This is a genomic window from Micromonospora sp. NPDC048999 (assembly GCF_040649295.1).
GTDB lineage: Bacteria > Actinomycetota > Actinomycetes > Mycobacteriales > Micromonosporaceae > Micromonospora.
In genome coordinates, this window is record NZ_JBEZFI010000001.1 from 385838 (window position 1) to 412094 (window position 26257).

The window sequence follows — 26257 nt, forward strand, 5'->3', positions numbered from 1 at the left end:
TCTCATCCACCGGTGGACCCCTCAGTACTTCAGCAGGTTGGCGTCGTCGACGCTCGCCGAGCGCCGAGTCCGGAAGATCGACATGATGATCGCGAGCCCGACGACGACCTCGGCCGCCGCCACCACCATCACGAAGAACGCCATGATCTGGCCGTTCAGGTCGCCGTTGATCCGGCTGAAGGTGACCAGCGTCAGGTTGGCCGCGTTGAGCATCAACTCGACGCACATGAACAGCACGATCGCGTTACGCCGGATCAGCACGCCGACGGCACCGATGGTGAACAGCACCGCGGCGAGGATCAGGTAGTAGTCCGGGGTCACTTCTCCGTCCCCTTCAAAGAGGTCTCCTCGGCGGACAGCTCGCGGACCGGCAGGATCTCGGGGATGCTGCGGTCGCTCAGCCGACCGTCGGGCAGCCGGGCCGGGGTGGCCACCGAGGACGAGGTGGCGAAGACACCCGGTCCGGGCTTCGGGCCCGGGTAGTTGCCGGGGCGGAACCGGGCCTTCATCGTGGCGACCTGGTCCATCCGGTCCTCCTTGCGCCGTTCCCGGTGCGCCAGCACCATCGCGCCGACGGCTGCCGTGATCAGCAGCGCGGAGGTCAGCTCGAAGCCGAAGACGTACTTGGTGAAGAGCAGCCGGGCGATGCCCTGCACGTTGCCGTCGGCGTTGGCCTTGTCCAGGCCGACGGCCTGGACCCCCTCCAGGGCCCGGTAGAGGCCGCTGCCGACCAGGCCGGCGAAGCCGAGGCCGAGCAGCACCGCGGCGACCCGCTGCCCGCGCAGCGTCTCGATCAGCGAGTCCGAGGAGTCCCGGCCGACCAGCATCAGCACGAACAGGAAGAGCATCATGATCGCGCCGGTGTAGACGATGATCTGCACCATGCCGATGAACGGCCCGGCCTGCAGGACGTAGAACACGCCCAGGCAGAGCATCGTCAGCACCAGCCAGAGCGCCGAGTGCACCGCGTTGCGGGCCCACACCATGCCGATCGCGCCGATCAGCGCGAGCGGGGCGAGGATCCAGAAGGTCACCGCCTCGCCGGTGGAGACCGAGGCCGCCTCGGCGAGCACCGTCTGCGTGATCATGCCGTGTCTCCCTTGCCAGCCGCGGCCGGGCTCATCGGCGAGCGCTCGGCACCGGCCGAGGTACCCGGGTTGGTCAACGCGCCGACGTAGTAGTCCTTCTCGCTGTCGCCCAGCCGCATCGGGTGCGGCGGCTGCTCCATGCCCGGCAGCAGCGGCGCGAGCAGCTGCTCCTTCGTGAAGATCAGGTCCTGCCGGTTGTCCCGGGCCAGCTCGTACTCGTTGCTCATGGTCAGCGAACGGGTCGGGCAGGCCTCGATGCAGAGCCCGCAGAAGATGCACCGGGCGTAGTTGATCTGGTAGACGCTGGCGTACCGCTCACCCGGGGAGAAGCGCTGCTCCTCGGTGTTGTCGCCACCCTCCACGAAGATCGCGTCCGCCGGGCAGGCCCACGCGCACAGCTCGCAGCCGATGCACTTCTCCAGGCCGTCCGGGTGCCGGTTGAGGATGTGCCGCCCGTGGTAGCGCGGCGCCGAGACCGGCGGCTTGAACGGGTAGTCGGTGGTGACGACCTTCCTGAACATGTGCGAGAAGGTGACCCCGAAGCCCTTGAACGTTCCGGTGATCGTGCCCACGTCACACCTCCCTGGAGTCCGAGCCGGCGACGACATTGGCCGGCTCCCGCTCGGCGACCACGCGCGTGATGCGCGGGCTCGGCGGTACCTGAAGATCCATCGGCGGCAGCGGGAAGCTGCCGTGCGGACGGCTGTTGACCTGCTCCTGGAGCGTCGGCTGCAGCTCCTTCTTCTTGCTCGGCCAGAAAAGCGTGATCAGCAGCAGCACACCCGCGCCGATGCCGGTGACGAGCAGCCGGTCCCTGGTCTCCCAGCCCTCGATCGAGCGCAGCCCGCTCAGCACCAGGATCCAGACCAGGTTGATCGGCAGCAGGACCTTCCAGCCGAAGCGCATGAACTGGTCGTACCGAAGCCGGGGAAGGGTGCCCCGCAGCCACACGAAGACGAAGACCAGCAGGACCACCTTCGCGAAGAACCAGAGCATCGGCCACCAACCGGAGTTGGCGCCGGCCCAGACGGTGGTGATCGGGGCCGGGGCCCGCCAGCCACCGAGGAAGAGCGTGGTGGTGACCGCGGACATGGTCACCATCGAGACGTACTCGGCGAGCATGAAGAGTGCGAACTTGAGCGAGCTGTACTCGGTCATGAAGCCCGCGACCAGCTCCGACTCCGCCTCGGGCAGGTCGAACGGCGCCCGGTTGGTCTCGCCGACGGTGGCGATGAAGAAGATGACGAAGCTCGGCAGCAGGAGGATGGCGTACCAGCCCGGCGCCGGGACGTCGACGCCCAGGATGTTCAGCTGGGTGGCGCTCTTCTGGGCGGCGACGATCCCGCTGGTGGACATCGTGCCGGCGGTCATGAACACCGCCACGATGCTCAGCCCCATCGCGACCTCGTACGAGATCATCTGGGCGGTGGACCGGAGGCCGCCGAGCAGCGGGTAGGTCGAGCCGGAGGCCCAACCGCCGAGCACGATGCCGTAGATGCCCATCGAGGAACAGGCCAGCAGCACCAGCACCGCCACCGGCACGTCGGTGACCTGCAGCGGCGTGTGGTGGCCGGCGATGCTGACCATCGGGCCGAACGGCACCACCGACAGCGCGGTGACCGCGCAGATCACCGAGATGGTCGGCGCGAAGAAGTAGACGACCTTGTCCGCGGCCCGCGGCAGGATGTCCTCCTTGAAGGCCATCTTCATACCGTCGGCGAGCGTCTGCAGCAGACCGAACGGGCCGACCTGGTTGGGCCCGGGGCGGACCTGCATGTAACCCACGACCCGCCGTTCGAACCAGACGCCGAGCAGCGTGGCGAGCAGGCCGAAGACGAACGCGAAGACGATCTTCCCGAGGACCAGCCACCAGGGGTCCTTGCCGAAGTCGGCCAGCGTCGGGTCCTGCGCGGCCAGAATGACCGGGCTCACTGAACACCCCCTGCGTTGAGGAGCGGACCCGGGCGACCGGCCGCATCGCCGACCGCGCCGGCGGAGATCTGTACGACCGCGCCGGCCGCCGCGCCGAGGCTGCGCCGAAGGGTCGAGCCGGGCGAGTTGGTCGGCAGCCAGACGACGCCGTCCGGCATCTCGGTGATCGCCGCCGGCAGGGTGACCGCGCCGCGGTCGGTGCCCACGGTCACCGGGTCACCATCGGCCACGCCGATCGCCTCGGCGGTGCCCTTGCCCAGCCGGACCACCGGCGGGCGGGCGGTGCCGGCGAGGTGCTCGTCGCCGTCGGTGAGGGTGCCCAGGTCGATCAGCTGGTGCCAGGTGGCCAGCACGGCCTCGCCCGGCCCGGGCTGTCGGACGGCGGCCGGCTCCACCGACGGCGCGGACGGCCGGTCCGCCCGGGTCGGCGGCAGCCCGCCCAGCTCCCGGCGGACGCCCGCCACGTCGCCGGTGCCGAGCCGGACGTCGAGCTGCGCGGCCAGCGCGTCGACCACCCGGCCGTCGCTCATCGCCGCGGTGTCCAGCACCTTGTCGAAGGTGCGCAGCCGGCCCTCCCAGTCCAGGAAGCTGCCGGCCTTCTCGACCACCGGGGCGACCGGGAGGACCACGTCCGCCCGGCGGGCCACCGCGCTCATCCGCAGCTCCAAGCTGACCAGGAACGGCACCGCGTCCAGGGCCTGCTCGGCCAGGCGCGGGTCGGCCAGGTCGGCCGGGTCCACACCGGCCACCACGAGGGCGCCGAGTTGACCGTTGACCGCCGCGGTGAGGATGCCGTCGGTGTCCCGGCCGGTCTGGCTCGGGATCACCCCGGCCGCGATGTCCCACGCCTCGCCCAGCTCGGCGCGGGCGGCCGGCTCGGTGACCGGGCGGCCACCGGGGAGCAGGTTGGGCAGGCAGCCCGCGTCGACCGCGCCGCGGTCACCCGCGCGCCGCGGCACCCAGGCCAGCTTCGCGCCGGTACGCCGGGCCACGTCCGCCGCGGCGGACAGCCCGCCGGGCACCGCACCCAGCCGCTCGCCGACGATCAGGATCGCCCCCGGCCGGCTCAGCGCCTCGGCCACCGTGGCGTGCTCGGCCAGCACGCTGGCCTCCTCGCCCGGCACCACCCGGGCCAGCTTGGCCCCGAGCTTCTCCAAGCCGCGGGTGGCGAACGGCGCGATCGCGTACACGGTGAGCTTGTTCTTCAGGTACGCCTTGCGCATCCGCAGGAAGAGGACCGGGCACTCCTCCTCCGGCTCCAGGCCGACCAGCACCACCGCGGGCGCGTTCTCCACGTCCGAGTAGGTCACGTCGGTGACCCCGGCGACGCTGCTGGCCAGGAAGTCGGCCTCCTCACGGGAGACCGGGCGGGCCCGGAAGTCGATGTCGTTGGTGCGCAGCGCCACCCGGGCGAACTTCGCGTACGCGTAGGCGTCCTCGACGGTCAGCCGGCCACCGGTCAGCACCGCCGTGCCCGACCCGCCGTCGCGGGCGGCGCGCAGCCCCTCGGCGGCCCGGGTCAGCGCCTCGCTCCAGGACGCCTCGCGCAGCTCACCGGTCTGCTCGTCCCGCACCAGCGGGGTGGTGAGCCGGTCGAACGCGCGAGCGTACTGGAAGCCCCAGCGGCCCTTGTCGCAGTTCCACTCCTCGTTCACCGCCGGGTCGTCGCCGGCCAGCCGGCGCAGCACCTTGCCGCGCCGCCAGTCGGTGCGCTGGGCGCAGCCGGCCGAGCAGTGCTCGCAGACGCTCGGGGTGGAGACCAGGTCGAACGGGCGGGCCCGGAACCGGTACTGCGCGCCGGTCAGCGCGCCCACCGGGCAGATCTGCACCGTGTTCCCGGAGAAGTACGAGTTGAACGGGACGTTCCCGGCGTCGCCCTCTTCGCCGTACGCGTCGTCCCGGTAGATGTTGATCTCCTCGGCGGACGACCGGTTCATCAGGTCGATGAACTTGTCGCCGGCGATCTCCTCAGAGAAACGGGTGCAGCGCTGGCAGAGCACGCAGCGCTCGCGGTCGAGCAGCACCTGGGTGCTGATCGGCAGCGGCTTCGGGTACTCCCGCTTGTGCTCGTGGAAGCGGGAGTCCGTGCGGCCGGTGGACATCGCCTGGTTCTGCAGCGGGCACTCACCGCCCTTGTCACACATCGGGCAGTCCAGGGGGTGGTTGAGGAGCAGCAGCTCCATCACCCCCTCCTGCGCCTTCTTGGCGACCGGCGAGGTGAGCTGGGTGCGGACCACCATGCCCTCGGCGACGGTCTGAGTGCAGGAGGCGACCGGCTTGCGCTGGCCCTCCACCTCCACCAGGCACTGCCGGCAGGCGCCGGCCGGGGCCAGCAGCGGGTGGTCGCAGAAGCGCGGGATCTCGGTGCCCAGCTGCTCGGCGACCCGGATCAGCAGCGTCCCCTTGGGCGCGGTGACCTGAACACCGTCGATGGTCAGGGTGACGGTCTCGGTCTGCTTGGCTACGTCGGTCATCAGTGCGCTCCCACCAGCTGCTTGTCCGACAGCTTCGGCGCGGTACGTCCCTCGATGTAGTCGAGGTAGTCCTGCTTGAAGTACTTCAGCGACGAGGTCACCGAGCTGGTCGCACCGTCACCCAGACCGCAGAACGAGCGGCCGAGGATGTTGTCGCAGGTGTCGAGCAGGGTGTCCAGGTCCTCGTGGGTGCCCTGGCCGGCGAGGATCCGCCGGTAGACCCGGACCATCCAGTAGTTGCCCTCGCGGCACGGGGTGCACTTGCCGCACGACTCGTGGTGGTAGAACTCCAGCCACCGGTAGGTCGCGTACACCGGGCAGTCCTGGTCGGAGAAGATCTGCGTGGCCGTGGTGCCCAGGATCGAGCCGGCCGCCGCCACCCCCTCGAAGTCCAGCGGCACGTCCAGGTGCTCGGCGGTGAGCAGCGGGGTGGACGAGCCGCCCGGGGTCCAGAACCTCAGGTTGTGCCCGGGCTGCATGCCGCCGGCCAGCTCGATCAGCTCGCGCAGCGTGATCCCCATCGAGCACTCGTACTGGCCGGGGTTGGCGATCCGGCCGGAGAGCGAGTAGATCATCGGGCCGGAGGACTTCTCCGTGCCCATGGTCTTCCACCAGTCGGCGCCGCCGAGCACGACGTACGGCACGCTGGCGATGGTGCCGACGTTGTTGACCACGGTCGGGCTGGCGTACAGGCCGTGGGTCGCCGGGAACGGCGGGCGCAGCCGGGGCTGGCCCCGGAAGCCCTCCAGCGAGTCCAGCAGCGCGGTCTCCTCGCCGCAGATGTACGCCCCGGCGCCGGAGTGCACCACCAGCTCCAGGTCGAACCCGCTGCCGAGGATGTTCCGCCCGAGGTAGCCCTTGGCGTACGCCTCCTGCACGGCGCTGCGCAGCCGGCGGGCGGCGTGCACCGCCTCACCGCGGATGTAGATGTAGGCCCGGCTGGCCCGGATCGCGTACGAGGCGATGATCACGCCCTCAACCAGCGAGTGCGGGTCGTGGGCCATCAGCGGCAGGTCCTTGCAGGTGCCCGGCTCGCCCTCGTCGGCGTTCACCACCAGGTAGTGCGGCTTGCCGTCGCCCTGCGGGATGAACCCCCACTTGAGACCGGTCGGGAAGCCCGCGCCACCGCGCCCACGCAGCCCGGAGTCCTTGATCAGCTGGATCAGGTCGTCCGGGTGCGCCTTGAGCGCCTTGCGCAGGGCGGCGTAGCCGTCCAGCTTCTCGTAGGTGCCGATCCGCCAGGCGTCCGGCGACAGCCAGCGCTTGGTCAGCACCGGCGTGAGCTTGGCCAGCGTCTCCGGCCGAGGCGTCGTCACTTCTGAGCCTCCGCTTCCTTGCTGCGGATCGGGGTGTTCGGGTCGAACCCAGGCACCGAGATGCCGTGCTGCTCGGCGAGCCGCACGCCGCGCAGGGTCGGCTCGCCCGGCCCGCCGTCGGCGACGGCGCCCTCCCGTTCGTCGGCGAAGCCGGCGAGCTGCACGGCCATCTCCTTCAACGTGCAGAGCCGCGCGCCCCGGGTCGGCATCGGCCGGCCCCCGGCCCGCAGCTCCTCGACGACGCCGAGCGCGGACTGCGCGTCGACGTTGTCGAAGAAGTCGTAGTTGACCGTCATCACCGGGCCGTAGTCACACGCCGCCAGGCACTCGGCGTGCTCCAGGGTGATCTTGCCGTCCTCGGTGGTCTCGTCGTGCCCGACGCCCAGGTGCTCGGACAGGGTGTCGTAGACCTCCTGACCGCCCAGCACGTTGCACATCGTGTTGGTGCAGACGCTGACCAGGTAGTCGCCGGTCGGCTTGCGCTTGTACATGGTGTAGAAGGTGGCCACCGCGCCGACCTGGGCCTTGTTCAGGCCGAGCACCTCGGCGCAGAACTCGACACCGGCCGGGGATACGTATCCCTCCTCGGACTGGACCAGGTGCAGCAGCGGCAGGAGCGCCGAGCGGGACCGGTCCGCCGGGTACCGGGCGATGATCTCCCGCGCCCGGGCCCGAGTCTCTTCAGTAAAAGCAGTCGTCATCGGTCACATCCACCCATCACGGGGTCCAGCGAGGCGCCACCGGCGATCACGTCGGCGATCAGGCCACCCTCGGCCATCGCCGGGAGCGCCTGGAGGTTGACGAAGCTCGGCTCCCGGTAGTGCACCCGGTACGGCCGGGTGCCACCGTCGGAGACGGCGTGCACGCCCAGCTCGCCGCGGGGCGACTCGATGCCGACGTACACCTGGCCCGGCGGGACGCGGAAGCCCTCGGTGACGAGCTTGAAGTGGTGGATCAGCGACTCCATCGACTGACCCATGATCTTGGCGACGTGCTCCAGCGAGTTGCCCATCCCGTCGACGCCGATGGCCAGCTGCGCCGGCCAGGCGATCTTCTTGTCGGACACCATCACCGGGCCACGCTTGCCGAGCCGGTCCACCGCCTGCTCGACCAGCTTCAGTGACTCGCGGATCTCGGCGAGCCGAACCAGGTAGCGGCCCCAGACGTCGCCGCCGGTGTGGGTCGGGACGTCGAACTCGTACGTCTCGTAGCCGCAGTACGGCATGGTCTTGCGCAGGTCCCAGGCGAGACCCGCGGAGCGGAGCACCGGACCGGTGACGCCGAGCGCCAGGCAGGCGGTCACGTCGAGCACGGCCACGTTCTTGGTGCGCTCGGTCCAGATCGGCTGGCCGGAGAGGAGGTCCTCGTACTCCTTGAGCTTCTTCGGCATCATCTTGAGGAAGTCCCGGATCTTGGCGATCGCCTCGTCCGGCACGTCCTGCGCCACCCCGCCCGGCCGCACGTACGCGTGGTTCATGCGCAGGCCCGTGATGGTCTCGAAGATGTCGAGGATGTACTCCCGCTCGCGGAAGCCGTACAGCATGATCGAGATCGCGCCGAGCTCCATGCCGGTGGTGGCCAGCCAGACCAGGTGCGAGGAGATCCGGTTGAGCTCCATCATCAGCACCCGGATGGTGTTGGCCCGCTCGGTGATGTCGTCGGTGATGCCGAGCAGCTTCTCCACCGCCAGCGCGTACGCCGTCTCGTTGAACAGCGGAGCGAGGTAGTCCATCCGGGTCACGAAGGTCGAGCCCTGGACCCAGTTGCGGTATTCGAGGTTCTTCTCGATGCCGGTGTGCAGGTAGCCGATGACCGAGCGGGCCTCGCGGACCGTCTCGCCCTCCAGCTCCAGCACCAGTCGGAGCACGCCGTGCGTGGACGGGTGCTGCGGGCCCATGTTGACGACGATCCGCTCGTCGTTGATCGGGTCGGTGCCGGAGACGACCGTGTCCCAGTCCCCACCGGTGACGGTGAAGACCTTGCCCTCGGTGGTCTCGCGCTCGGCCGCGTAGTTCGACGTGGTCACTGGTAGGACCTCCTCCGGTCCGGCGGCGGGATCTCAGCGCCCTTGTACTCGACGGGTACGCCGCCGAGGGGGTAGTCCTTGCGCTGCGGGTGCCCCTCCCAGTCGTCCGGCATCAGGATCCGGGTCAGGTTGGGGTGGCCGTCGAAGACGATGCCGAACATGTCGTACGTCTCCCGCTCCTGCCAGTCGGCGGTCGGGTAGACGTTGGTGACGCTCGGCAGGTGCGGGTCCTCGGCGGAGACCGCGGCCTCCAGCCGGACCCGACGCCGGTAGGTCATCGAGGTGAGCTGGTAGACGACGTGCAGCCGGCGCTCGTCCGCGCCCAGGTAGTCCACGCCGGACACCGAGGAGCAGAGCTCGAAGCGCAGCGCCAGGTCGTCGCGCATCACCTGGCAGACCTCGGCGATCCGCTCCGGGCGGACGTGCAGGGTCAGCTCGCCCCGGTCGACCACGATCTTCTCGATCGCGTCGCCGAACTCGGGGTACGCCTCCTCCAGCGCGTCCCGAACCTCGTCGAAGTAGCCGCCGTACGGCCGGGGGCTCTCCTCGATCGGCTGGCGCGGGCGGACCAGGCCGCCGTAGCCGGAGACGTCGCCGCTGCCGCGCACGCCGAACATGCCGCGGCTGGCGGGGCTGGCCGGCGGGTGCTCGGCCGGGGCGCCGTCGGTGGCCCCGGCCGGGGTGGCCGGCACCGGCACGCCCCCGTTGGTGGTCCTGTCGTCAGTCGCGCTCACTTCGGGCCCCCCTGCGGGTGGAGGTGGTTCTGGGCCTTCATCCAGTTCTCAATCCGCAGCTGCTCCTCGCGCCCCTCGCGGACCGCCTTGGTCCACTCGGCACGCCGGGCCTTGTCGTTGCGGTACGACGACGGCATCGAGCCGTACGGCACCACGGGCACGTCACCGCGCTCCTGGCGGGCCTGGAGCATCTTGCGGCCGTTCGGGCCCAGCGGCTCGTGCCCGATCTTTTCGCGGAGCTTGAGAACCGCGTCGATGAGCATCTCGGGCCGGGGCGGGCAGCCCGGGAGGTACATGTCGACCGGGACGACGTGGTCGACGCCCTGCACGATGGCGTAGTTGTTGAACATGCCGCCGCTGCTGGCGCAGACGCCCATCGAGAGCACCCAGCGGGGCTCGGCCATCTGGTCGTAGATCTGGCGCAGGACCGGGGCCATCTTCTGGCTCACCCGGCCGGCCACGATCATCAGGTCCGCCTGCCGGGGCGAGGCCCGGAAGACCTCCATGCCCCAGCGGCCCATGTCGTAGTGCGGGCCACCAGCCGCCATCATCTCAATGGCGCAGCAGGCCAGGCCGAAGGTCGCCCCCCAGACGGACGACTTCCGCGACCAGTTGACCAGCGCCTCGACGGTGGTGAGCAGGACGCCGGAGGGAAGCTTCTCCTCGATGCCCATCTGCCGTACCTCCCTCAGTCCCAGTCCAGGCCGCCGCGCCGCCAGACGTAGGCGTAGGCGACGAAGACCGCGACGATGAACATGACCATCTCCACGAAGCCGAAGATCGGCAGGGCGTCGAAGGAGACCGCCCAGGGGTAGAGGAAGATGATCTCGATGTCGAAGACGATGAAGAGCATCGCCGTCAGGTAGAACTTGACCGGGAACCGGCCGCCGCCAACCGGCTGCGGGCTCGGCTCGATGCCACACTCGTACGCCTCGAGCTTGGCCTTGTTCAGCCGCCGGGGGCCGGCGAGTCGGGCGGAGGCCACGGAGAACAGCGCGAATCCCGCGGCGAGGGCGAACAGCCCGATGATGGGTGCGTAAGGAGAGAGCGTCATCGTTGTCTCCTGCTCGTCCTTCCCTGACCTCGGTGGTTAGCGAAAATCACACTATTCACGTCCCTCATGACCTCGGCCGGCGGGGTCGATCTCTGGCCGTTCCGCGGGGCGACGGCGCCCCTCGGGACGGGGGTCTATACGGCTGGCGCCACCTTCGTCATCGCGTTGATGACCCGGTCCATCGCGTCCCCGCCCCGCGGGTCGGTCAGGTTCGCCAGGAGCTTGAGCACGAAGCGCATCAACATCGGGTGCGGCATGCCGTGCTTGGTGGCCAGCCGCATGACCTCCGGGCGGCCGATCAGCTTCACGAAGATCCCGCCGAGCCGGTAGTAGCCGCCGAAGCGGGCCTTCAGCTCCTGCGGGTACGCCTGCAGCGCCCGCTCCCGCTCGACACCGGCGGGCCGGGCCAGCGCCTGCACCACCACCTCGGCGGCCAGCTCGCCGGACTCCATCGCGTACGCGATGCCCTCGCCGTTGAACGGGTTGACCATGCCACCGGAGTCGCCGACCAGCAGCACGCCACGGGTGTAGTGCGGCACCCGGTTGAAGCCCATCGGCAGCGCGGCCCCGCCGATCGGGCCCTCCGCGTTGGTCTCGTCGGTCATCCCCCAGTCCTCGGGGGTGTTGGCCAGCCAGTCGGTGAGCAGCCGCCGGTAGTTGGTCTTGCCGAAGGCGGCGGAGGAGTTGAGCACGCCCAGGCCGACGTTGACCCGGCCGTCGCCGAGGCCGAAGATCCAGCCGTAGCCGGGCAGCAGCGCGTCGCTGCCCTTGGCCCGCAGCTCCAACCAGGACTCAAGGTAGTTGTCGTCGTGCTTCGCGGGCGAGCGGTAGTAGCGGCGGACCGCCACACCGATCGGCCGGTCCTCCCGCTTCGGCAGGCCGAGGGCGAGCGGGAAGCGGCCGGAGACGCCGTCCGCGGCGACCACCAGCGGGGCGTGGAAGGTGGCCGGTTCCTTGTCCGGGCCCACCTCGGCCTGCACCCCGATCACCCGGTCGTCGGCGCCGAGCACCGGACCGGTCACGTTCACGCCGGTCCGCAGCTTCGCCCCGGCGGCGACGGCCCGCTGGACGAGCAGGTCGTCGAAGTCGAGCCGGGTCCGGACCAGGCCGTAGTTGGGGAAGCTGGCCAGGTCGGGCCAGTCCAGTTCGAGGCGTACCCCGCCACCGATCACCCGGAGGCCCTTGTTGTGCAGCCAGCCGGCCTCGGGCGAGGTGTCCACGCCCATCCGGATGAGCTGCCGCACGGCCCGGGGGGTGAGCCCATCGCCGCAGACCTTCTCCCGAGGAAACTCGGTCTTCTCCAGGAGCAACACGCGTACGCCGTGCCGAGCCAGGTGGTACGCGGTTGCCGATCCTCCGGGACCGGCGCCCACGACGATCACGTCGGCGTCGTTCTCCACCGCGGTCATCTGCGCCTCCTCCCGTACGCTCGTGAAATGCTTCACAAGCCGATCGGGTTGGAGTCTATGGCGGGGATTACACCGGCACCGGGTAAGGCATACCTAACTTCGTGGAAACGCGCCGGTCGGAGTCCACTTTGGCGTCACGGACGGGCCGATGCGGCAGGTCCGAGGCCGGCGTCCAGACGGATGGCCTCCGGCAGGTGCTCCCGCAACGCGCCGCCGGCCGCCCGATCAAGCGCGGCCAGCACCTCGGCGACCACCTGGCGCACATCCGCGGGATCCGCGCCGGCCAGCTCCTTGAGCTGCGCGATGAGTTCCGCGGCGTCGTCCTCCAAGGCCGCCTGGTCTGGTCCCGTCATGGGGGCGAGCCTACGGGACTAAGTAGAATAAAAACGGATATTCACGGAATTAGGTGGATCACTGCCGGTGACGGCCCGTCGGGGCCGGCCGTCAGTAACGGGCCTGCCGTCAGTCCCGGACCGCCCGGTGCAGCGCGACGACGCCACCGGTGAGGTTGCGCCAGGCCACCCGGCTCCACCCGGCCGCACCGATCCGCCCGGCGAGGGCTTCCTGGTCCGGCCAGGCCCGGATCGACTCGGCCAGATAGACGTACGCGTCGGGGTTGCTGGAGACCGTCCGCGCCACCGCCGGCAGCGACCGCATCAGGTACGACAGGTAGATCGTGCGGAAGGCGGGGTTGACCGGGGTGCTGAACTCGCACACCACCAGCCGGCCGCCCGGCCGCGTCACCCGAGCCAGCTCGCGCAGCGCCGCATCGGTGTCGTTCACGTTGCGCAGGGCGAAGGAGATGGTGACCGCGTCGAAGCTGGCGTCGGCGAAGGGCAGCCGCAGGGCGTCCCCGGCCAGCAGCGGCACCGCCGGACGGGTGCGCTTGCCGGCGTGCAGCATGCCCAGCGACAGGTCGGCACCCACCGCGTACGCCCCGGAGTGGGCCAGTTCCTCGGTCGAGACGCCGGTGCCCGCGCCCACGTCCAGCACCCGCTCGCCGGGGCGCAGCCCGAGCGCCTCCCGGGTGGCCCGCCGCCAGAACCGGTCCTGCCCGAAGGAGAGCACGGTGTTGGTCAGGTCGTAACGGGCCGCCACGCCGTCGAACATCGCGGCGACCTCGTGCGGCTGCTTGTCCAGACTGGCGCGCTGGCCCTGCGGGTTACGGCTCACCCCTCCACTCTGCCAGCCGGTCGCCGACCCGCGTTCGACGGGTGCCCGGACGATTCCGCCGGTGAGCGCAGACAGCAGGGGCGGGATGGTGACCCATCCCGCCCCTGCTGCCGTGCGTTATGTAAACGGCCCTCGCGGACCGATAAAGGATGACCGTCAGTCGGTCGACTTCTCGTCGGCCGGGGTCACCAGAACCACCCGACGCCGGCGGGCGATCAGGAACAGCGCCCCACCCACGGCGAGCACCGCCACGCCGATGCCACCGATCAGGCCGGCCTTGGCGCCGGTCACCGGCAGGCCACCGCCGGCGCCGCCGTCGGCCGCGACGATGACCGCGAAGCCGTCGGTGTTGTCGCTCGGGTCGAGGTCGCCGTCGAGGTCCGCCTTCTTCAGAAGAGTCATGTTCGCCGGCTTGTTCTTGATCTTGAACGACGTGATCTCGACGCCCTTGGCCGGCAGGATCGGCTCGACCGAGACGGTGCCCCCGGTCAACGCGCCGGCCTTGACGTCCGCGCCCACCGAGAGCAGGTGGCAGAAGACGCCGCCGGGGACGCCGTCGTCGCCCCCGCCGACCTGGCTCCACGGGACGAACGGCAGCTCGGGGTAGGTGCAGACGAGCGAGCCCTTGCCCGCGGCGTACTCGCAGTCGTCCTCGGTCTCGGTGAAGGTCACGCCCTCGGGCAGCTTGACCGTCACCTTGAAACCGGCGGTGGCCAGGTCGCCCTGGTTCCACACGTCGTAGATGAGCGCCGCCGTGTCGCCCGCGTGCAGGTCACCGGCGAACTCGATCTCGTCGCCGTTCTTGACCTTGACGGCGTTCTTCACGTCGTCGGCCGTCACATACAGATCCGCGCCGCTCTCCTTGGTGAACTCGACGTTCACCGACTTGGTGTTGTTCTCCTTGTTGGTGTCGTCCTTGCTGACGATCTCGAAGCCGACCGGGACGCTGTAGGGGGCCGCCAGCGGGCCGTCCGGCTTGAGGAGGATCAACGGCAGCTCGAAGGTTTCCCCGGGGCCCGGCAGCTCGTCCTTTGGCGCGTGGCAGAGGAAGGCGGGCGGAGTGGCCTGGCCCTCCGGCTCGCACGCGGGGCCCGGGTCCACGACGACCTTCGACCAGTCGAGCTTGGAGACGTCGACGCGGACCGCCAGCTCGGAGGGGGTGTTCTCGCCCTTGTTGGTCACCCTGGCGAAGGCCACCTTGCCGTTGACACCGTCGGCGACCTTGGTGCCCACCACGTCGAGCGCGAGGTCGGTCTCGGTACCGGCGGCGTGGGCGGGCGCACCGAAGGCCGTGAACGCCCCGGCGGCGAGCAGAGCGGCGGCGCCGAGCCGCACCAGCGGCCGGTGACGGAAGATCATGAGTTCAATCCCCCCGCGGGATCGAAGAAAGTAACGGGGACGAGCCGGCACGTTAGCGACTCGCGATCACCCACGCCACCCCCCACGCCGAGGCTCCAGCACCTGCTCGCCTAAGAGTCAGCTAAGGATTGCCTGGATTGACGGGTCTTGCTGTGCGGTGGGCCCGATGACGCTCGGGTGAACGGGCATCGGAAACAGCCCCGCGAAGACCGTGTAGTGGCCGTTCGGTCGACCAGATCGCAGTCACCCCGCGTACGTCGAGCGTCGCACAGGGCTCAGTTGACCTCGACGAGCGGCAGCGACTTCCCGACCCCGCCGCCGGGCAGGGCAATCGAGGAGAAGTGCGACACCACCCGGTCGTCGCTCGGGTCGTCGGCCGGCGTCCAGTGCACCGAAAGCCGGTGGTAGAGGGTGTCCCGCTGGGCGGGGATCCGGCCGGCGGTACGGATCATGCCGATCAGCTCGTGCAGGTTGGAGCGGTGCCGGGCGCCGGCCGAGGAGATGACGTTCTCCTCCAGCATGATCGAGCCGAGGTCGTCCACGCCCATGTGCAGGGCGAGCTGGCCGGCGTCCTTGCCGGTGGTCAGCCACGATGCCTGCAGGTGCGGCACCGTCTCGAAGAAGAGCCGGGCCACCGCGATCAGCCGCAGGTATTCCAGGGTGGTCGCCTGGGTGCGGCCCTTGAGGTGGTTGTTCTCCGGCTGGTACGTCCACGGGATGAAGGCCCGGAAGCCCCCGGTGCGGTCCTGCACGTCCCGGATCATCCGCAGGTGCTCGATCCGCTCGGCGTTCGTCTCGCCGGTGCCCATCATCATGGTCGCGGTCGACTCGAGGCCCTGCCGGTGCGCCAGCTCCATGACCTCCAGCCAGCGCGCGCCGGACTCCTTGAGCGGGGCGATGGCCTTGCGCGGCCGGTCCGGCAGCATCTCGGCGCCGGCGCCGGCGATCGAGTCCAGCCCGGCCGCCTTGATCCGGGCGATCGCCTCGTCCAGGCTCACGCCGGAGACCTTGGCCATGTGCAGGATCTCGCTCGGGCCGATCGAGTGGATGGCCAGCTGCGGGTACGCCTGCTTGACCGAGGAGAACAGCTCCTCGTAGTACTCCACGCCGTAGTCCGGGTGGTGGCCGCCCTGGAGCATCACCTGGGTGGCGCCCAGCTCGACCGCCTCGCCGCAGCGGCGCAGGATCTCCTCGGTGGGGTGGGTCCACCCCTCCTTGTGCTTGGGCGCGCGGTAGAAGGCGCAGAACTTGCACGCCGTCACGCAGACGTTGGTGTAGTTGATGTTGCGGTCGATCAGGTACGTGACGATGTTGTCCGGGTAGCGCCGCCGGCGCACCGCGTCCGCCGCCTCGCCCAGCGCGTGGAAGGGCGCCTCGGTGTAGAGCAGCAGGGCCTCCTCGGGCGTGATCCGCCCGCCGTCCGCGCCGCGCTGCAGGATGTCGTCGATCTCCCGGCTCACCGTCACGCCCCCGAGCCTACGTCCCCGACCAAACCCCGACGTCAAGGGCTCGCAGCGGACGACGCCGGCCGAGTGGCCAACCACCCTCCGCATCTGCAAGGTGACAGCTAACTGAGCGTAGTGCTTACTTTTGAAGAACGGGTACGAGCGATATGCCGCTTAGGCACAAATACGCCCCAGAGACATACCGGCCTCAAGGAAGGTGCCCCCTCGCCTGCGCCACGCCGATGTCGCTATGTCAGCGGCGGCGATGGAGCCCTATCGGGGTTACCTCCACAAGGCGCAGGGCGGGCTTTCTATCAACCGTCCGGCATTGTCGTAGATGAGTAGCTGCCACCGCTCCGGCTACTCTGGCACGCCGTCGACGAAGGCGGACCAGGCCGCGCGCTCGAAGGCCAGCACCGGCCCGGCCGGGTCCTTCGAATCGCGTACGGCGATCGCGCGGGGCAGCTCCGCGACCTCGACGCAGTTGGCGTTCGATCCGCTGCGGCTCGACTTGCGCCAGACCGCGTCCGACAGCTCGGCAATGATCATCGACGGCTCACTCCCGTTCGTGCTCCGTTGCCACCTGCGCAACAAGCCGCGCCGATTCGGCGGGGCTCAATGCCACGCCCGCCAGCCTATCCGCCTCGCCCCGGAAGTACGCCACCTGCGGCCCCTCCTCAAGGAACAACCCGGACAGCTTGTGGTCGAGATAGACCACGGATCGGTTGCGGGGAAAGTCAAGCAGCGCGAACGAGCCGTCGAGCCCGGTGTGCGCGCCGACCGCCAGCGGCACCACCCGGAGCGTGACCTGCGGCCGCTCGGCTGCCGCCACCAGGTGCCGCAACTGCCGGGCCATCACCTGCCGGTCGCCGACCACCCGGCGCAACACCGCCTCGTCGAGCAGGGCGTGCAGCCGAGGCGGCTCGGCGCGGCTGAGGACGGCCTGTCGGCCGAGCCGGGCGGCGACCCGAGCCTGCGCCTCGTCTTCCGGAATCCCGCACCCGCGCATCACCGTCTTGGCGTAGTCCGGGATCTGCAGCAGGCCGGGCACCAACAGCGGCTCCCAGTTGACGATGGTGGTCGCCTCCGCCTCCAGCCGGATCAGCGTCCGCGACTCGTCGGAGAGCCCGCCGATCAACTCCCACCAGCCGGACTCGGCGGACCGCTCCGCCATGCCGAGCAGCCGCTTCCGCTCGTTGCCGGTGACGCCGTAGATCACCAGCAGCGAGGCGACGTCCTCGACGTGGATGCCCTGGATGCCGGTCTCCATCCGGGACAGCTTCGACGGCTGCCAGCCGAGCCGGATCGCCACCCGGCGCAGGGCCAGCTTGCGGGCCTGCCGCAACTCCCGAAGCTCACCACCGAGGCCCCGGCCGACGACGGTCGGTTGGTTCGCCATGGGCATCCGCCACCTCCGCTGCGCAACGCGGCGCATCTCGCCACGGTGACGAAGTCATCGCGTTGAGTATTGACTTGATCTCACCATTCCACAACCATCGCAAGCAACGTTGCTATGGCTCGTTGCCACCGACAGGAGGTCGTCGTGGAATCGACGATTCGCAAGCCTCATCAAGCCCGCCTGGCTCCGGCCTTACGACCCGGCCGACTCTCCCGGCCCGATTCCGTCGGTCATCGAACGGTTCCGGCGGCGGGGGCGTACGGAACAGCCGGAGCCGTCCGAGGCGGAGATCGAGGCAGCCCGCTACACCGTGGTGCTGGTATCACCGGAGGCCGCGGAGGCATTCGGCGACGACCGGGGCGAGGCCGGCCTCCACCTGTTCCACGACACCGACTGGGACCACTACCCGGCCCACCTGGACGAGGCCGCCAAGCTGATCGAGGAGGCGTGCGGCGAGCCGGTGGCCCTGACGGAGCACCGCTCCGACCTGACCTATTGGACCGCCAACCTCCGCCACCAGAACTGACCGTCGGCGCCAGGGGCGCGCTGGTGAGTCGTTGGTGCTATCAGCTCCATAGGCGACGACGAAGCGTGTGCCCGGGTCGTCGAGCCACGCCGGGCCGTCTACGCGTCGTAGTCGACGGCGAGCTTGTCGGTGACCGGGCTCGCCTGGCAGGTGAGGACGTAGCCGGCCGCGACCTCGTCGGGCTCCAGCGCGTAGTTGCGCGCCATGGTCACCTCACCGGAGACCACCTTGGCCTTGCAGGTCGAGCAGACCCCGCCCTTGCAGGCGTACGGCAGCTCGCTGCGGACCTTCAGCGCGGCGTCCAGCACCCGCTCGTCGCGTCCCATGGTGAAGCTGGACGAGCGCCCGTCGAGCATGATCGTCACCTCGGCGCCGGCGCCCGGCTCGTCGTCGGGGCGGCGGACCGGCTCCGGCGGGGCGTCGACGTGGAACAGCTCGGTGCGGACCGCCGACTCCGGCAGCCCCCGGCCGGTGAGCACCGCCTTGGCGTCCACCACCATCCCGTACGGTCCGCAGAGGAACCATTCCTCGATGGTGTCGCCGGGGACGATGGTGTCCAGCAGCCGGGCCAGCCGGTCGGCGTCGATCCGGCCGGACAGCAGCGGCGACTCGCCCTGCTCGCGGGAGAGCACGTGCACCAGGTGCAACCGGGTCGGATACCGGTCCTTCAGGTCGGCCAACTCCTCGGCGAACATGACCGAGTTGGCGGTGCGGTTGCCGTACACCAGGGTGAAGGTGCTGGCCGGCTCGACGGCCAGCGCGGTCGCGACCAGCGAGAGCACCGGGGTGATCCCGGAGCCGGCGACCACCGCGCCGTAGCGGCGAACCCGGTCCGGCGCGAACGCGGTGGTGAAGTTGCCGAGCGGGGGCAGCACGTCGACGGTGTCGCCGTCGCGCAGGGCACCGCAGGCGTACGCGGAGAAGGCACCGCCGGGGATCTCCCGTACCCCGATCCGCAGCCGTCCGTGCCGCGCCAGCTCCTGCGGGGTCGAGCAGATCGAGTACGACCGCCGCACGTCCTCGCCGTCGGCACCGGCGGAGCCGGTGAGCCCGCCTCCGGCGGGACGACGCACGGTCAGGTGCTGACCGGCGGAGAACGCGAAGGTTTCCCGCAGTTCCTCGGGTACGGCGAAGGTGATCGCCACGGCGTCGTCGGTGAGCCGATCGACGGCGGCGACCGGCAGCGGGTGGAAGGCCGGCCGGCGACGGACCGGTCGGGTGATGGTGACAGTCACAGCGCCTTCACATGGTCGAAGGGTTCGAGGCAGGAGCGGCAGCGCCACAGCGCCTTGCACGCGGTGGAGCCGAAGCGGCTGACCTGTTCGGTGTCCGGCGAGCCGCAGCGCGGGCAGCGGACGGCGAGGGTCAGCGGTACGACGTTGCCGGCCCGGGCCGGCGCGGGCGGGGCAATCCCGGCGGCGGCGAGCTTGGCCCGGCCCTGCTCCGAGATCCAGTCCGTGCTCCACGCCGGAGAGTGCACCGTACGGATCTCGGCGTCGGCGTGACCGGCGGCGGCCAGCGCCCGGCGGATGTCAGCGCGGATCACGTCCATCGCCGGGCAGCCGGTGTAGGTGGGGGTGATGGTGACGACCACCCGGCCGGTGGCCGGGTCCTCGTCCACCGACCGGAGGATGCCCAGGTCGTCGATGGTGATGACCCGGATCTCCGGGTCCACCACCGCCGCCACGGCCGCCCTCGGGTCACTCACCACTGCGCTCCGGGATGGGCGCGGTGCAGCACCTGCATCTCGGCCAGCAGGTATGAGAGGTGTTCGGTGTGGACGCCGTCCCGGCCGCCGCCGGGGGCCCAGCCGGCCGCCGGACGGGTCAGCGTCGCCTCGGCCAGCACGTCGTCGACGCAGGAGTCGAAGTCGACCCGCAGGGTGGCCGGGTCGACCGGCGCCGCCGGTGCCGCCGCGAACAGCTCGTGAGTGTACGGCCACACCTGGTCCACCGCCGCCTGCATCCGGCGGTGCGACTCCTCGGTGCCGTCGCCGAGCCGCTTCACCCAGAGCGCGGCGTGGTCCAGGTGGTACGCGGACTCCTTGCGGGCCTTCGCGCCGATCGCGGCGAGCCGCTCGTCGGCGCACCCGGCCAGCGCGGTGTAGAGCGGAAGCTGGTACGCGGCCAGGAAGAACAGCTTCGCCATGGTGACCGCGAAGTCGCCGTTGGGCAGCTCGACCAGGAGACAGTTGCGAAACTCCCGGTCATCGCGGAGGTACGCCAGCGCGTCCTCGTCCCGGCCGGCGCCCTCCAGCTCGCCTGCGTACGTGAGCAGGAGCCGGGCCGCGCCGAGCTGGTCGAGGGCGATGTTCGCCAGCGCGATGTCCTCTTCCATCTCCGGCGCGTGGGAGGCCCACTCGCCGAGCCGCTGCGCGGTGATCAGCGCGTCGTCGCCGAGGGCGAGGGTGAAGTCGAATCGGCCGTTCACAGGTGGGCCACCCCGTCCGGCACCTCGTAGAAGGTGGGGTGGCGGTAGACCTTGTCGGCTGCCGGGTCGAAGAAGGCGTCCTTCTCGTCCGGGCTGGACGCGGTGATCGCGCTGGCCGGCACCACCCAGATGGAAACGCCCTCCTGACGGCGGGTGTAGAGGTCTCGGGCGTTACGCAGGGCCAGCTCGGCGTCGGGCGCGTGCAGGCTGCCGACGTGGGTGTGCGACAGCCCGCGCCGGGCCCGCACGAAGACCTCCCAGAGCGGGGTCTGTTCCTTGCTCACGCCGCCACCTTCTCCTTGTTCTTCTCGGCCCGCTTCGCGGCGTACGCCGCGGCGGCCTCGCGTACCCAGGCGCCGTCTTCGTGGGCGCGACGCCGGTGCGCCATCCGCTCCCGGTTGCACGGCCCGTTGCCCTTGATCACCTGCATGAGCTCGTCATAGTCGGGCTGGGTGTAGTCGTACGACTGCAGCTCGTCGTTCCAACGCAGGTCCGGGTCGGGCAGGGTCAGCCCGAGGATCTCGGCCTGCTGCACGCACATGTCGACGAAGCGCTGGCGCAGCTCGTCGTTGGAGAACCGCTTGATCTTCCAGGCCATCGACTGCGCGGAGTGGGTCGAGTCGGTGTCCGGCGGGCCGAACATCGCCAGCGACGGATACCACCACCGGTTCAGCGCGTCCTGGGCCATCGCCTTCTGCGCCGGGGTGCCGTGGGCCAGGACGTGCAGGATCTCGAAGCCCTGCCGCTGGTGGAACGACTCCTCCTTGCAGACCCGGATCATCGCTCGGGCGTACGGGCCGTAGGAGCAGCGGCACAGCGGCACCTGGTTGACAATCGCCGCGCCGTCGACCAGCCAGCCGATCGCGCCCACGTCCGCCCAGGTCAGCGTCGGGTAGTTGAAGATCGAGCTGTACTTCTGCCGCCCTTCGAGCAGCAGCTCCACCAGCTCGTCCCGGCTGATCCCCAGCGTCTCGGCCGCGGCATAGAGGTAGAGGCCGTGACCGGCCTCGTCCTGCACCTTGGCCAGCAGGATCGCCTTGCGCTTGAGCGAGGGGGCGCGGCTGATCCAGTTCCCCTCCGGCTGCATGCCGATGATCTCGGAGTGCGCGTGCTGGGCGATCTGCCGGATCAGCGTCTTCCGGTAGGCCTCCGGCATCCAGTCGCGCGGCTCGATCTTCTGATCGGCGGCGATCACGTCCGCGAAGTAAGCCTCGAGGTCGTCGTCGGGGGCGGGACCGCCATGCCGGGACCGGGCCGCCGCCTCCCGCAGGGCCGCCTCCGCCGCCTCCACCTCGCCGAGCAGGCCGCCGCCCGGACCGTCCTCGGGCGGAGCGAAGTCGTTGCCATACATGAGGCCAGTGTTACAGCTTTTGGCCGCCGACACCAGAGGGTGTAACAGGTTTCGCCGACCACCTTCCGCCACTGGATGACCGCTTTCAGTGACGGACGCCGAAGCTCGCGCCGGTGTGACGTCGGCCACGCATTGGCCGCGAATCCCCCCAAGGGGGGCCAAAGGGTTGATTACCCCGCCTTCCTAGCCAGTTCCCAGGTGCCGACCCCTGGCAACCGGCCTGTCCGGAAGTAGACTTCCCCCGGCACACCGATCGGCTGTCGACGATCGCCACCCGTTCCAGGTCATCCCCCCGGGGCCCGGGCGATCAGGCCGAATCTCTCGGAAAAGCCGGTCCCCCCGGCCAGACATCTGGAGTTCACCCACCCATGCGACCTCGCGTGACCCTGACGCTCGCCGTCGTGGCGGTCCTCGTCGGTGTCGTCATGCTGGTGCCTGCCGCCGCCCGCCTCGTTATCGACAACAACGGGGGCAACCTCGCCAGCGCCGGCGGTGGCGCGGAGCAGCCCTCCCCGCTCACGCCGTCGTCCTCCACGCCGCCCCCGCCCACCCTGGCCGCCGGGCCGGTCTCGGTGGACTTCAAGGGTGATTTCTTCGGCTGGGCCCTGAAGGACCGGTCGACCGGCAAGATCGACGGCTCGAAGAACATGAGCGAGACCAGTTCGACCGAGTCGATGCTCAAGGTCTGGATCGTCTCCGACTACCTGCGCCAACTCGGCAGCAAGGATCCGTCGGCGACGTTGCAGACGGCGGCGAGCCTGGCCATCCGGGACAGCGATGACAATGCGGCGGACCAGGTCTACTTCGCCGCCGGCGGGTCGTACCGGCCGCAGCAGGACGGCAAGCCTGACCCGGTGATCCAGCGGGCCATCACGATCTGCGGTCTCACCGACACCAGGCGCAGCAGCGTGGCCGAGAAAGCAGGCTGGTGGAGCTTCACCGAGATGTCGCCCCGGGACACCGTCCGGCTCGGTGACTGCATCGCCTCCGGCAAGGCCGCCGGCAAGAAGTGGACCATGTGGGTCCTACGCGAGATGAGCAATGTCCGGGGCGGCGTCAAGGACCAGCACGCCACGTCCGGCGGCGGCAGGTGGGGCATCATCGACGGCCTGCCCGCCGAGATCAAAGCGCAGGGGCCGGTGAGCATCAAGAACGGCTGGACCCTGCTCGGCTACGACGGCAACTGGCACGTCAACTGCCTGGCCGTCACCAACAAGTGGAGTCTCGCCGTGATGATGCGCTACCCGGCCAGCCGCGGCCTCGGATACGGCGCGCAGGTCTGCGCCAGCGTCGCCACCCAACTCGTAACCCCGCAGCCCGGTGCCGCCCTCAAGGTGCCGCAGCAGCCCGTGGGGAAGCTCTGATGGCCGGCGGCAAGCGACGCCGGCCGGGCAGCCACCACCGGCCGCTGGCGTTCAGCGCGGTCGCGGTGATCCTCGTCGGCCTGGTGCTCATCTCGCTCCGGTGGGTGCCCGGCTCCCCGCTGAGCCCCACCGCCGACACGGCCCACGCCATCGCGAGCGGCCGGTCCACGGATACGGCCAACCGCAGCACCCGCCCCCAGCCGAGCCCCTCCCCGTCGCTGGAGCCACTGCCGTTCACCGCACAGAGCCTCGACGACCTCGACATCAAGGGCTGGTACGGCTGGAGCGTGCTGGACAAGCGCACCGGGAAGATCATCGGCTCGAAGAACATGACCCAGACCAGCACCACCGCCTCGATGGTCAAGTCCTGGATCGTCGCCGACTACCTGCGCCGTACGGCCGAAGCCGGGCAGACGCCGAGCAACGCGAAGCTGGCCGAGGCCACGAAGATCATCCGAGACAGCGACAACACCCTCGCCCAGCAGTTCTACAACGAGGTGGGCCGGTCCGCCTCGATCAAGCGGCTGATCAAGACATGCGGGCTGACCGACAGCAAGGTCGCCAGCGACGGCGGCTGGAGCGAGACCATGCTCTCTCCCCAGGACACCGCCCGGCTCGCGCTCTGCATCGACGACGGTCGCGCAGCCGGCCCGAAGTGGACCGATTGGCTGCTGAACGAGATGCGGCTGGTCCGCGGCGCCGGTGACTTCGGCATCCGCAAGGTGTTCCCCGCCAAGGTGCAGAAGACCATCGCCATCAAGAACGGCTGGGTCGACCGGCCGGAGAAGCAGGAGATGCACGTCAGCTGCCTGGCCATCGGCGACACCTGGACGATGGGCGTGATGATCCGCTCCCCGCTCAACCTGGGCTGGGACTACGCCATGGGCAACTGCCAGAAGATCACCGAGGCGCTGCTCCAACCAGCCACCTGACCGAGTTGCCACACCGGCGATAGCTGTGAGCGACCAGCCACCACTTGGCCAGCCGACGCGGTCAGCCGGCGAAGAACCGTGGCCCGTCCGTCGGCAGGGCGGGGGCCTCGCCGATCGCGGCGACCCGCCGGGCGAACTCGCGCAGCCCGGCCACCTGCCGCTCGCCCAGCGAGAAGTCGAGGGTACGGAAGTAGGTCGCCAGCGTCGCCGCGTCGAACGGTTCCCAGCGGGCCCCGGCCTCGGCCACCTGGTCCAGCTCCGCCAGGCAGAGGTCACGCGAGCGTAGGAACGCCTCGTGCACCTCCTTGACCAGACCGGGATGAGCGGCGGCGAAGTCCCGGCGTACCGCCCAGACGGCGAAGACCATCGGCAGGCCGGTCCACTCTCGCCATGCCTGCCCGAGATCGGTCACCTGAAGGCCCTTGTGGGGCGCCTCGTAGAGCGCCCGCAGCGCCACGTCGCCGATCAGCACGCCGGCGTCGGCCTCCAGCAGCATCTGGGTCAGGTCGGGCGGGCAGCGGAAGTATTCCGGCCGCACGCCGTACCGCTCACCGAGCAGCAGTTGGGCCAGGAGCACCCCGGTACGCGAGGTCGAGCCGAGCGCGACCCGAGCCCCGTCCAGCTCGTCGAGGGGCCGGGTGGAGACCACGTTGACCGAGAGCACCGGGCCGTCGCTGCCGACCGCCAGGTCCGGCAGGAGCAGCAGCTCGTCGGCGTGCCGCAGGTATTCCACGTGCGAGATCGGCCCGATGTCCAGGTCACCGGCGACCAGCGCGGCGCTCAACCGGTCCGGTGAGTCCTTGTGCAGGTCGACGTCGATCAGCGCGCCGGACCGCATCAGCCCCCAGTAGATCGGCAGACAGTTCAGGAACTGGATGTGCCCGACCCGGGGGCGGGCGATGCGGTCAGCCATGACCTGACCGTATCCCCGCCCGGTGGCGCCGGTTCAGCGGGTGGGACCCGGAGTGGCCAACTCCGCATCCTCGGCCGGGCGGTCCTCGGCGACCGCCCGCTCGGTCCGGATGGCCCGGATGACCGGCGGCACGACCAGCGCGACCACCAGCAGCCCGACGGCCCCGCAGCCGGCGACCAGGGAGCGCGGGGTGGCCACCGCCAGCAGCAGGCCACCGAGCAGGAAGCCGACCATCGAGGCGCCCTGGACGCACCCGCTGAGTGCCGCGTACGCCCGACCGCGCGCCGCCTCGGGCACCCGCCGCGCCAGCAGCACGTTGTCGAAGACGTTCGCGCCGCCGTTGCTCACGCCGCCAAGCAGCCAGACGGGCACCAGCAGCAGCGCGGTGGGCACCGCGGCGGAGAGCAGGATCATCAGGCAGCAGCCGGCGATCAGGGCCAGGTAGCCGCCGAGCATCCGACCGTCGTCGGTCAGCCGCCGGGCGAGGCGGGCGAACAGCCAGGCCCCGATCAGGATGCCGAGCGTCCAGGAGCCGGTGACCAGCCCGTACATCGTGGTGGAGCTGCCCAGGGTCTCCCGGATGAAGAAGACCTCGACCACGTTGATCGCGCCGACTGCGGCGATCACCCCGGCGATGGTGATGATCATGGCGACCAGCAGCGGGTCCTCCCGCAACCGCCAGCCGGCGTCCGGTGCGGCCGTACCGGGGGACATCGTTGCGGCCGGTCGGCGGCTACCGCCCCGGCGGGTCCGGATCAGCAGCCCCGCGACGACCAGCGCGAGGTAGCTGGCGGCGTCCAACAGCAGCGGCAGCCGGGTGCCGAACCCGCCGACCAGCACCCCGGCCAGCGCCGGACCGGCGAGCGCGCCGAGCGTCCCGGCGGTCTGGTTGAGCGCGGCGGCCCGGGGCAGGTCCTCGGCCCGGACCATGATCGGCACCAGCGCGGAGAGCACCGGTTGGGTGACCGCCAGGCCGGAGGCGAGCAGCGCCACCAGCGCGATGACCACGGCCGGGTGCCCGGCGTACGCGAGGGCGAGGCAGACGGCGGCCTGGGCGAGACCGGCCCCGACCAGCAGGAGCCGGCTGTCCACCCGGTCGGCGAGGCGGCCGGTCAGCGGGGCGAGCACCACCAGCGGCAGGGTGGCGGCAAGCATCAGCCCGGACACGGCGAGGCCGCCCGCCCCGGCGGATTGGAGGGCCAGCGTGAGGGTGGCCGCGGCGAGGAAGTCCCCGCAGGCGGAGGTGCCCCGGGCGGCGGTGACCAGCCAGACGTCGGACCAGCGCGACGGACCAGATACGAAGGACATACTTCGAAAATAATCCTTCACACC

Annotated in this window: 27 protein-coding genes and 1 pseudogene; 3 read left to right on the forward strand and 25 right to left on the reverse strand. The window is 70.4% G+C overall.

Annotated features, from left to right (window positions below; translation table 11 throughout):
* Nucleotides 1-21: 21 nt before the first annotated feature.
* The 18 genes and pseudogenes from nuoK to AB0C02_RS01950 form a co-directional block, all read right to left on the reverse strand.
* Nucleotides 22-321, reverse strand: a complete 300-nt coding sequence (gene nuoK / locus AB0C02_RS01865; RefSeq protein WP_073834091.1) for an NADH-quinone oxidoreductase subunit NuoK — start codon at nt 319-321, stop codon at nt 22-24.
* Entirely contained in the window at nt 318-1088 is a 771-nt protein-coding gene (locus AB0C02_RS01870) for an NADH-quinone oxidoreductase subunit J (RefSeq protein ID WP_357540076.1), read from the reverse strand. Before AB0C02_RS01870 ends, nuoK begins: the two co-directional genes overlap by 4 nt.
* Nucleotides 1085-1660: an NADH-quinone oxidoreductase subunit NuoI gene (gene nuoI, locus AB0C02_RS01875; RefSeq protein ID WP_357540078.1), complete on the reverse strand. Its 576-nt coding sequence runs from the start codon at nt 1658-1660 to the stop codon at nt 1085-1087. Before nuoI ends, AB0C02_RS01870 begins: the two co-directional genes overlap by 4 nt.
* Nucleotide 1661: 1 nt before the next feature.
* Complete coding sequence (nuoH, locus tag AB0C02_RS01880; protein ID WP_357540080.1) at nt 1662-3020, reverse strand: NADH-quinone oxidoreductase subunit NuoH; 1359 nt, start codon at nt 3018-3020, stop codon at nt 1662-1664.
* Nucleotides 3017-5494: an NADH-quinone oxidoreductase subunit G gene (locus tag AB0C02_RS01885; protein ID WP_357540082.1), complete on the reverse strand. Its 2478-nt coding sequence runs from the start codon at nt 5492-5494 to the stop codon at nt 3017-3019. Before AB0C02_RS01885 ends, nuoH begins: the two co-directional genes overlap by 4 nt.
* Nucleotides 5494-6810 carry an NADH-quinone oxidoreductase subunit NuoF gene (gene nuoF / locus AB0C02_RS01890; protein ID WP_357540084.1) on the reverse strand — a complete coding sequence of 439 codons (1317 nt, stop codon included), beginning with the start codon at nt 6808-6810 and terminating at the stop codon, nt 5494-5496. The genes AB0C02_RS01885 and nuoF overlap by 1 nt, the downstream gene beginning before the upstream one ends.
* Nucleotides 6811-6818: 8 nt before the next feature.
* Nucleotides 6819-7511 (reverse strand): annotated as a pseudogene (nuoE, locus tag AB0C02_RS01895) (NADH-quinone oxidoreductase subunit NuoE); the annotation flags it as partial.
* Nucleotides 7508-8836, reverse strand: a complete 1329-nt coding sequence (locus AB0C02_RS01900; RefSeq protein WP_357540086.1) for an NADH-quinone oxidoreductase subunit D — start codon at nt 8834-8836, stop codon at nt 7508-7510. The gene AB0C02_RS01900 and the pseudogene nuoE, both read right to left, overlap by 4 nt.
* On the reverse strand, nt 8833-9570 hold the full coding sequence (locus AB0C02_RS01905; protein WP_357540088.1) for an NADH-quinone oxidoreductase subunit C: 738 nt from the start codon (nt 9568-9570) through the stop codon (nt 8833-8835). Before AB0C02_RS01905 ends, AB0C02_RS01900 begins: the two co-directional genes overlap by 4 nt.
* Nucleotides 9567-10244 (reverse strand): NADH-quinone oxidoreductase subunit B family protein, encoded by a 678-nt coding sequence (locus tag AB0C02_RS01910; protein ID WP_357540090.1) that lies wholly within the window; start codon nt 10242-10244, stop codon nt 9567-9569. Before AB0C02_RS01910 ends, AB0C02_RS01905 begins: the two co-directional genes overlap by 4 nt.
* Nucleotides 10245-10258: 14 nt before the next feature.
* Nucleotides 10259-10624 carry an NADH-quinone oxidoreductase subunit A gene (locus AB0C02_RS01915; RefSeq protein ID WP_357540092.1) on the reverse strand — a complete coding sequence of 122 codons (366 nt, stop codon included), beginning with the start codon at nt 10622-10624 and terminating at the stop codon, nt 10259-10261.
* A 134-nt stretch (nt 10625-10758) separates the two neighbouring features.
* A complete protein-coding gene (locus AB0C02_RS01920; RefSeq protein WP_357540094.1) occupies nt 10759-12033 on the reverse strand; it encodes a geranylgeranyl reductase family protein in 1275 nt (424 codons plus the stop codon).
* 134 nt (nt 12034-12167) lie between these two features.
* Nucleotides 12168-12386: a hypothetical protein gene (locus AB0C02_RS01925; protein ID WP_357540096.1), complete on the reverse strand. Its 219-nt coding sequence runs from the start codon at nt 12384-12386 to the stop codon at nt 12168-12170.
* Between the two features lie 109 nt (nt 12387-12495).
* Nucleotides 12496-13206: a demethylmenaquinone methyltransferase gene (locus AB0C02_RS01930; RefSeq protein WP_357540098.1), complete on the reverse strand. Its 711-nt coding sequence runs from the start codon at nt 13204-13206 to the stop codon at nt 12496-12498.
* A 156-nt stretch (nt 13207-13362) separates the two neighbouring features.
* Nucleotides 13363-14565, reverse strand: a complete 1203-nt coding sequence (locus AB0C02_RS01935; protein WP_357540100.1) for a hypothetical protein — start codon at nt 14563-14565, stop codon at nt 13363-13365.
* A 275-nt stretch (nt 14566-14840) separates the two neighbouring features.
* Nucleotides 14841-16031 (reverse strand): cyclic dehypoxanthinyl futalosine synthase, encoded by a 1191-nt coding sequence (gene mqnC, locus AB0C02_RS01940; RefSeq protein ID WP_357540102.1) that lies wholly within the window; start codon nt 16029-16031, stop codon nt 14841-14843.
* Between the two features lie 339 nt (nt 16032-16370).
* Nucleotides 16371-16559, reverse strand: coding sequence for a DUF397 domain-containing protein (locus tag AB0C02_RS01945; RefSeq protein ID WP_357540104.1), 189 nt, complete (start codon nt 16557-16559; stop codon nt 16371-16373).
* Nucleotides 16560-16566: 7 nt separating this feature from the next.
* Nucleotides 16567-17409, reverse strand: coding sequence for a helix-turn-helix transcriptional regulator (locus tag AB0C02_RS01950; RefSeq protein ID WP_357540106.1), 843 nt, complete (start codon nt 17407-17409; stop codon nt 16567-16569).
* A gap of 310 nt (nt 17410-17719) precedes the next feature.
* Between AB0C02_RS01950 and AB0C02_RS01955 the strand changes: the two genes are divergently transcribed.
* On the forward strand, nt 17720-17935 hold the full coding sequence (locus AB0C02_RS01955; protein ID WP_357540108.1) for a hypothetical protein: 216 nt from the start codon (nt 17720-17722) through the stop codon (nt 17933-17935).
* Between the two features lie 98 nt (nt 17936-18033).
* On the opposite strand, the gene paaE is transcribed toward AB0C02_RS01955, so the two are convergent.
* The 5 genes from paaE to paaA are packed head-to-tail and all read right to left on the reverse strand — an operon-like array spanning nt 18034 to nt 21716.
* Nucleotides 18034-19170 (reverse strand): 1,2-phenylacetyl-CoA epoxidase subunit PaaE, encoded by a 1137-nt coding sequence (gene paaE / locus AB0C02_RS01960; protein WP_357540110.1) that lies wholly within the window; start codon nt 19168-19170, stop codon nt 18034-18036.
* Nucleotides 19167-19643 carry a 1,2-phenylacetyl-CoA epoxidase subunit PaaD gene (gene paaD, locus AB0C02_RS01965; RefSeq protein WP_357540112.1) on the reverse strand — a complete coding sequence of 159 codons (477 nt, stop codon included), beginning with the start codon at nt 19641-19643 and terminating at the stop codon, nt 19167-19169. Before paaD ends, paaE begins: the two co-directional genes overlap by 4 nt.
* Nucleotides 19640-20365, reverse strand: coding sequence for a 1,2-phenylacetyl-CoA epoxidase subunit PaaC (paaC, locus tag AB0C02_RS01970; protein WP_357540114.1), 726 nt, complete (start codon nt 20363-20365; stop codon nt 19640-19642). The genes paaD and paaC overlap by 4 nt, the downstream gene beginning before the upstream one ends.
* Complete coding sequence (paaB, locus tag AB0C02_RS01975; protein ID WP_073834113.1) at nt 20362-20649, reverse strand: 1,2-phenylacetyl-CoA epoxidase subunit PaaB; 288 nt, start codon at nt 20647-20649, stop codon at nt 20362-20364. Before paaB ends, paaC begins: the two co-directional genes overlap by 4 nt.
* On the reverse strand, nt 20646-21716 hold the full coding sequence (gene paaA, locus AB0C02_RS01980; protein WP_357540117.1) for a 1,2-phenylacetyl-CoA epoxidase subunit PaaA: 1071 nt from the start codon (nt 21714-21716) through the stop codon (nt 20646-20648). Before paaA ends, paaB begins: the two co-directional genes overlap by 4 nt.
* A gap of 368 nt (nt 21717-22084) precedes the next feature.
* Here paaA and AB0C02_RS01985 point away from each other — a divergent pair, with 368 nt between their 5' ends.
* Both AB0C02_RS01985 and AB0C02_RS01990 read left to right on the forward strand, forming a co-directional pair.
* Nucleotides 22085-23080 (forward strand): hypothetical protein, encoded by a 996-nt coding sequence (locus AB0C02_RS01985; protein ID WP_357540119.1) that lies wholly within the window; start codon nt 22085-22087, stop codon nt 23078-23080.
* The gene (locus AB0C02_RS01990) at nt 23080-24012 is read left to right on the forward strand and encodes a hypothetical protein (RefSeq protein WP_357540121.1); all 933 of its coding nucleotides are present in this window, start codon (nt 23080-23082) and stop codon (nt 24010-24012) included. Before AB0C02_RS01985 ends, AB0C02_RS01990 begins: the two co-directional genes overlap by 1 nt.
* Before the next feature lie 61 nt (nt 24013-24073).
* On the opposite strand, the gene AB0C02_RS01995 is transcribed toward AB0C02_RS01990, so the two are convergent.
* Nucleotides 24074-24925 carry a menaquinone biosynthesis protein gene (locus AB0C02_RS01995; RefSeq protein ID WP_357540123.1) on the reverse strand — a complete coding sequence of 284 codons (852 nt, stop codon included), beginning with the start codon at nt 24923-24925 and terminating at the stop codon, nt 24074-24076.
* A gap of 33 nt (nt 24926-24958) precedes the next feature.
* Entirely contained in the window at nt 24959-26233 is a 1275-nt protein-coding gene (locus tag AB0C02_RS02000) for an MFS transporter (RefSeq protein ID WP_357540125.1), read from the reverse strand.
* Nucleotides 26234-26257: the final 24 nt, after the last annotated feature.

Coding starts and splice junctions, on each gene's coding strand:
- AB0C02_RS01870 (WP_357540076.1), bottom strand. CDS start 1,088: ATGATCACGCAGACGGTGCTCGCCGAGGCGGCCTCGGTCTCCACCGGC.
- AB0C02_RS01885 (WP_357540082.1), bottom strand. CDS start 5,494: ATGACCGACGTAGCCAAGCAGACCGAGACCGTCACCCTGACCATCGAC.
- AB0C02_RS01910 (WP_357540090.1), bottom strand. CDS start 10,244: ATGGGCATCGAGGAGAAGCTTCCCTCCGGCGTCCTGCTCACCACCGTC.
- AB0C02_RS01915 (WP_357540092.1), bottom strand. CDS start 10,624: ATGACGCTCTCTCCTTACGCACCCATCATCGGGCTGTTCGCCCTCGCC.
- AB0C02_RS01920 (WP_357540094.1), bottom strand. CDS start 12,033: ATGACCGCGGTGGAGAACGACGCCGACGTGATCGTCGTGGGCGCCGGT.
- AB0C02_RS01925 (WP_357540096.1), bottom strand. CDS start 12,386: ATGACGGGACCAGACCAGGCGGCCTTGGAGGACGACGCCGCGGAACTC.
- AB0C02_RS01935 (WP_357540100.1), bottom strand. CDS start 14,565: ATGATCTTCCGTCACCGGCCGCTGGTGCGGCTCGGCGCCGCCGCTCTG.
- AB0C02_RS01945 (WP_357540104.1), bottom strand. CDS start 16,559: ATGATCATTGCCGAGCTGTCGGACGCGGTCTGGCGCAAGTCGAGCCGC.
- AB0C02_RS01950 (WP_357540106.1), bottom strand. CDS start 17,409: ATGGCGAACCAACCGACCGTCGTCGGCCGGGGCCTCGGTGGTGAGCTT.
- paaA (WP_357540117.1), bottom strand. CDS start 21,716: ATGTATGGCAACGACTTCGCTCCGCCCGAGGACGGTCCGGGCGGCGGC.
- AB0C02_RS01985 (WP_357540119.1), top strand. CDS start 22,085: ATGCGACCTCGCGTGACCCTGACGCTCGCCGTCGTGGCGGTCCTCGTC.
- AB0C02_RS01990 (WP_357540121.1), top strand. CDS start 23,080: ATGGCCGGCGGCAAGCGACGCCGGCCGGGCAGCCACCACCGGCCGCTG.
- AB0C02_RS01995 (WP_357540123.1), bottom strand. CDS start 24,925: ATGGCTGACCGCATCGCCCGCCCCCGGGTCGGGCACATCCAGTTCCTG.
- AB0C02_RS02000 (WP_357540125.1), bottom strand. CDS start 26,233: ATGTCCTTCGTATCTGGTCCGTCGCGCTGGTCCGACGTCTGGCTGGTC.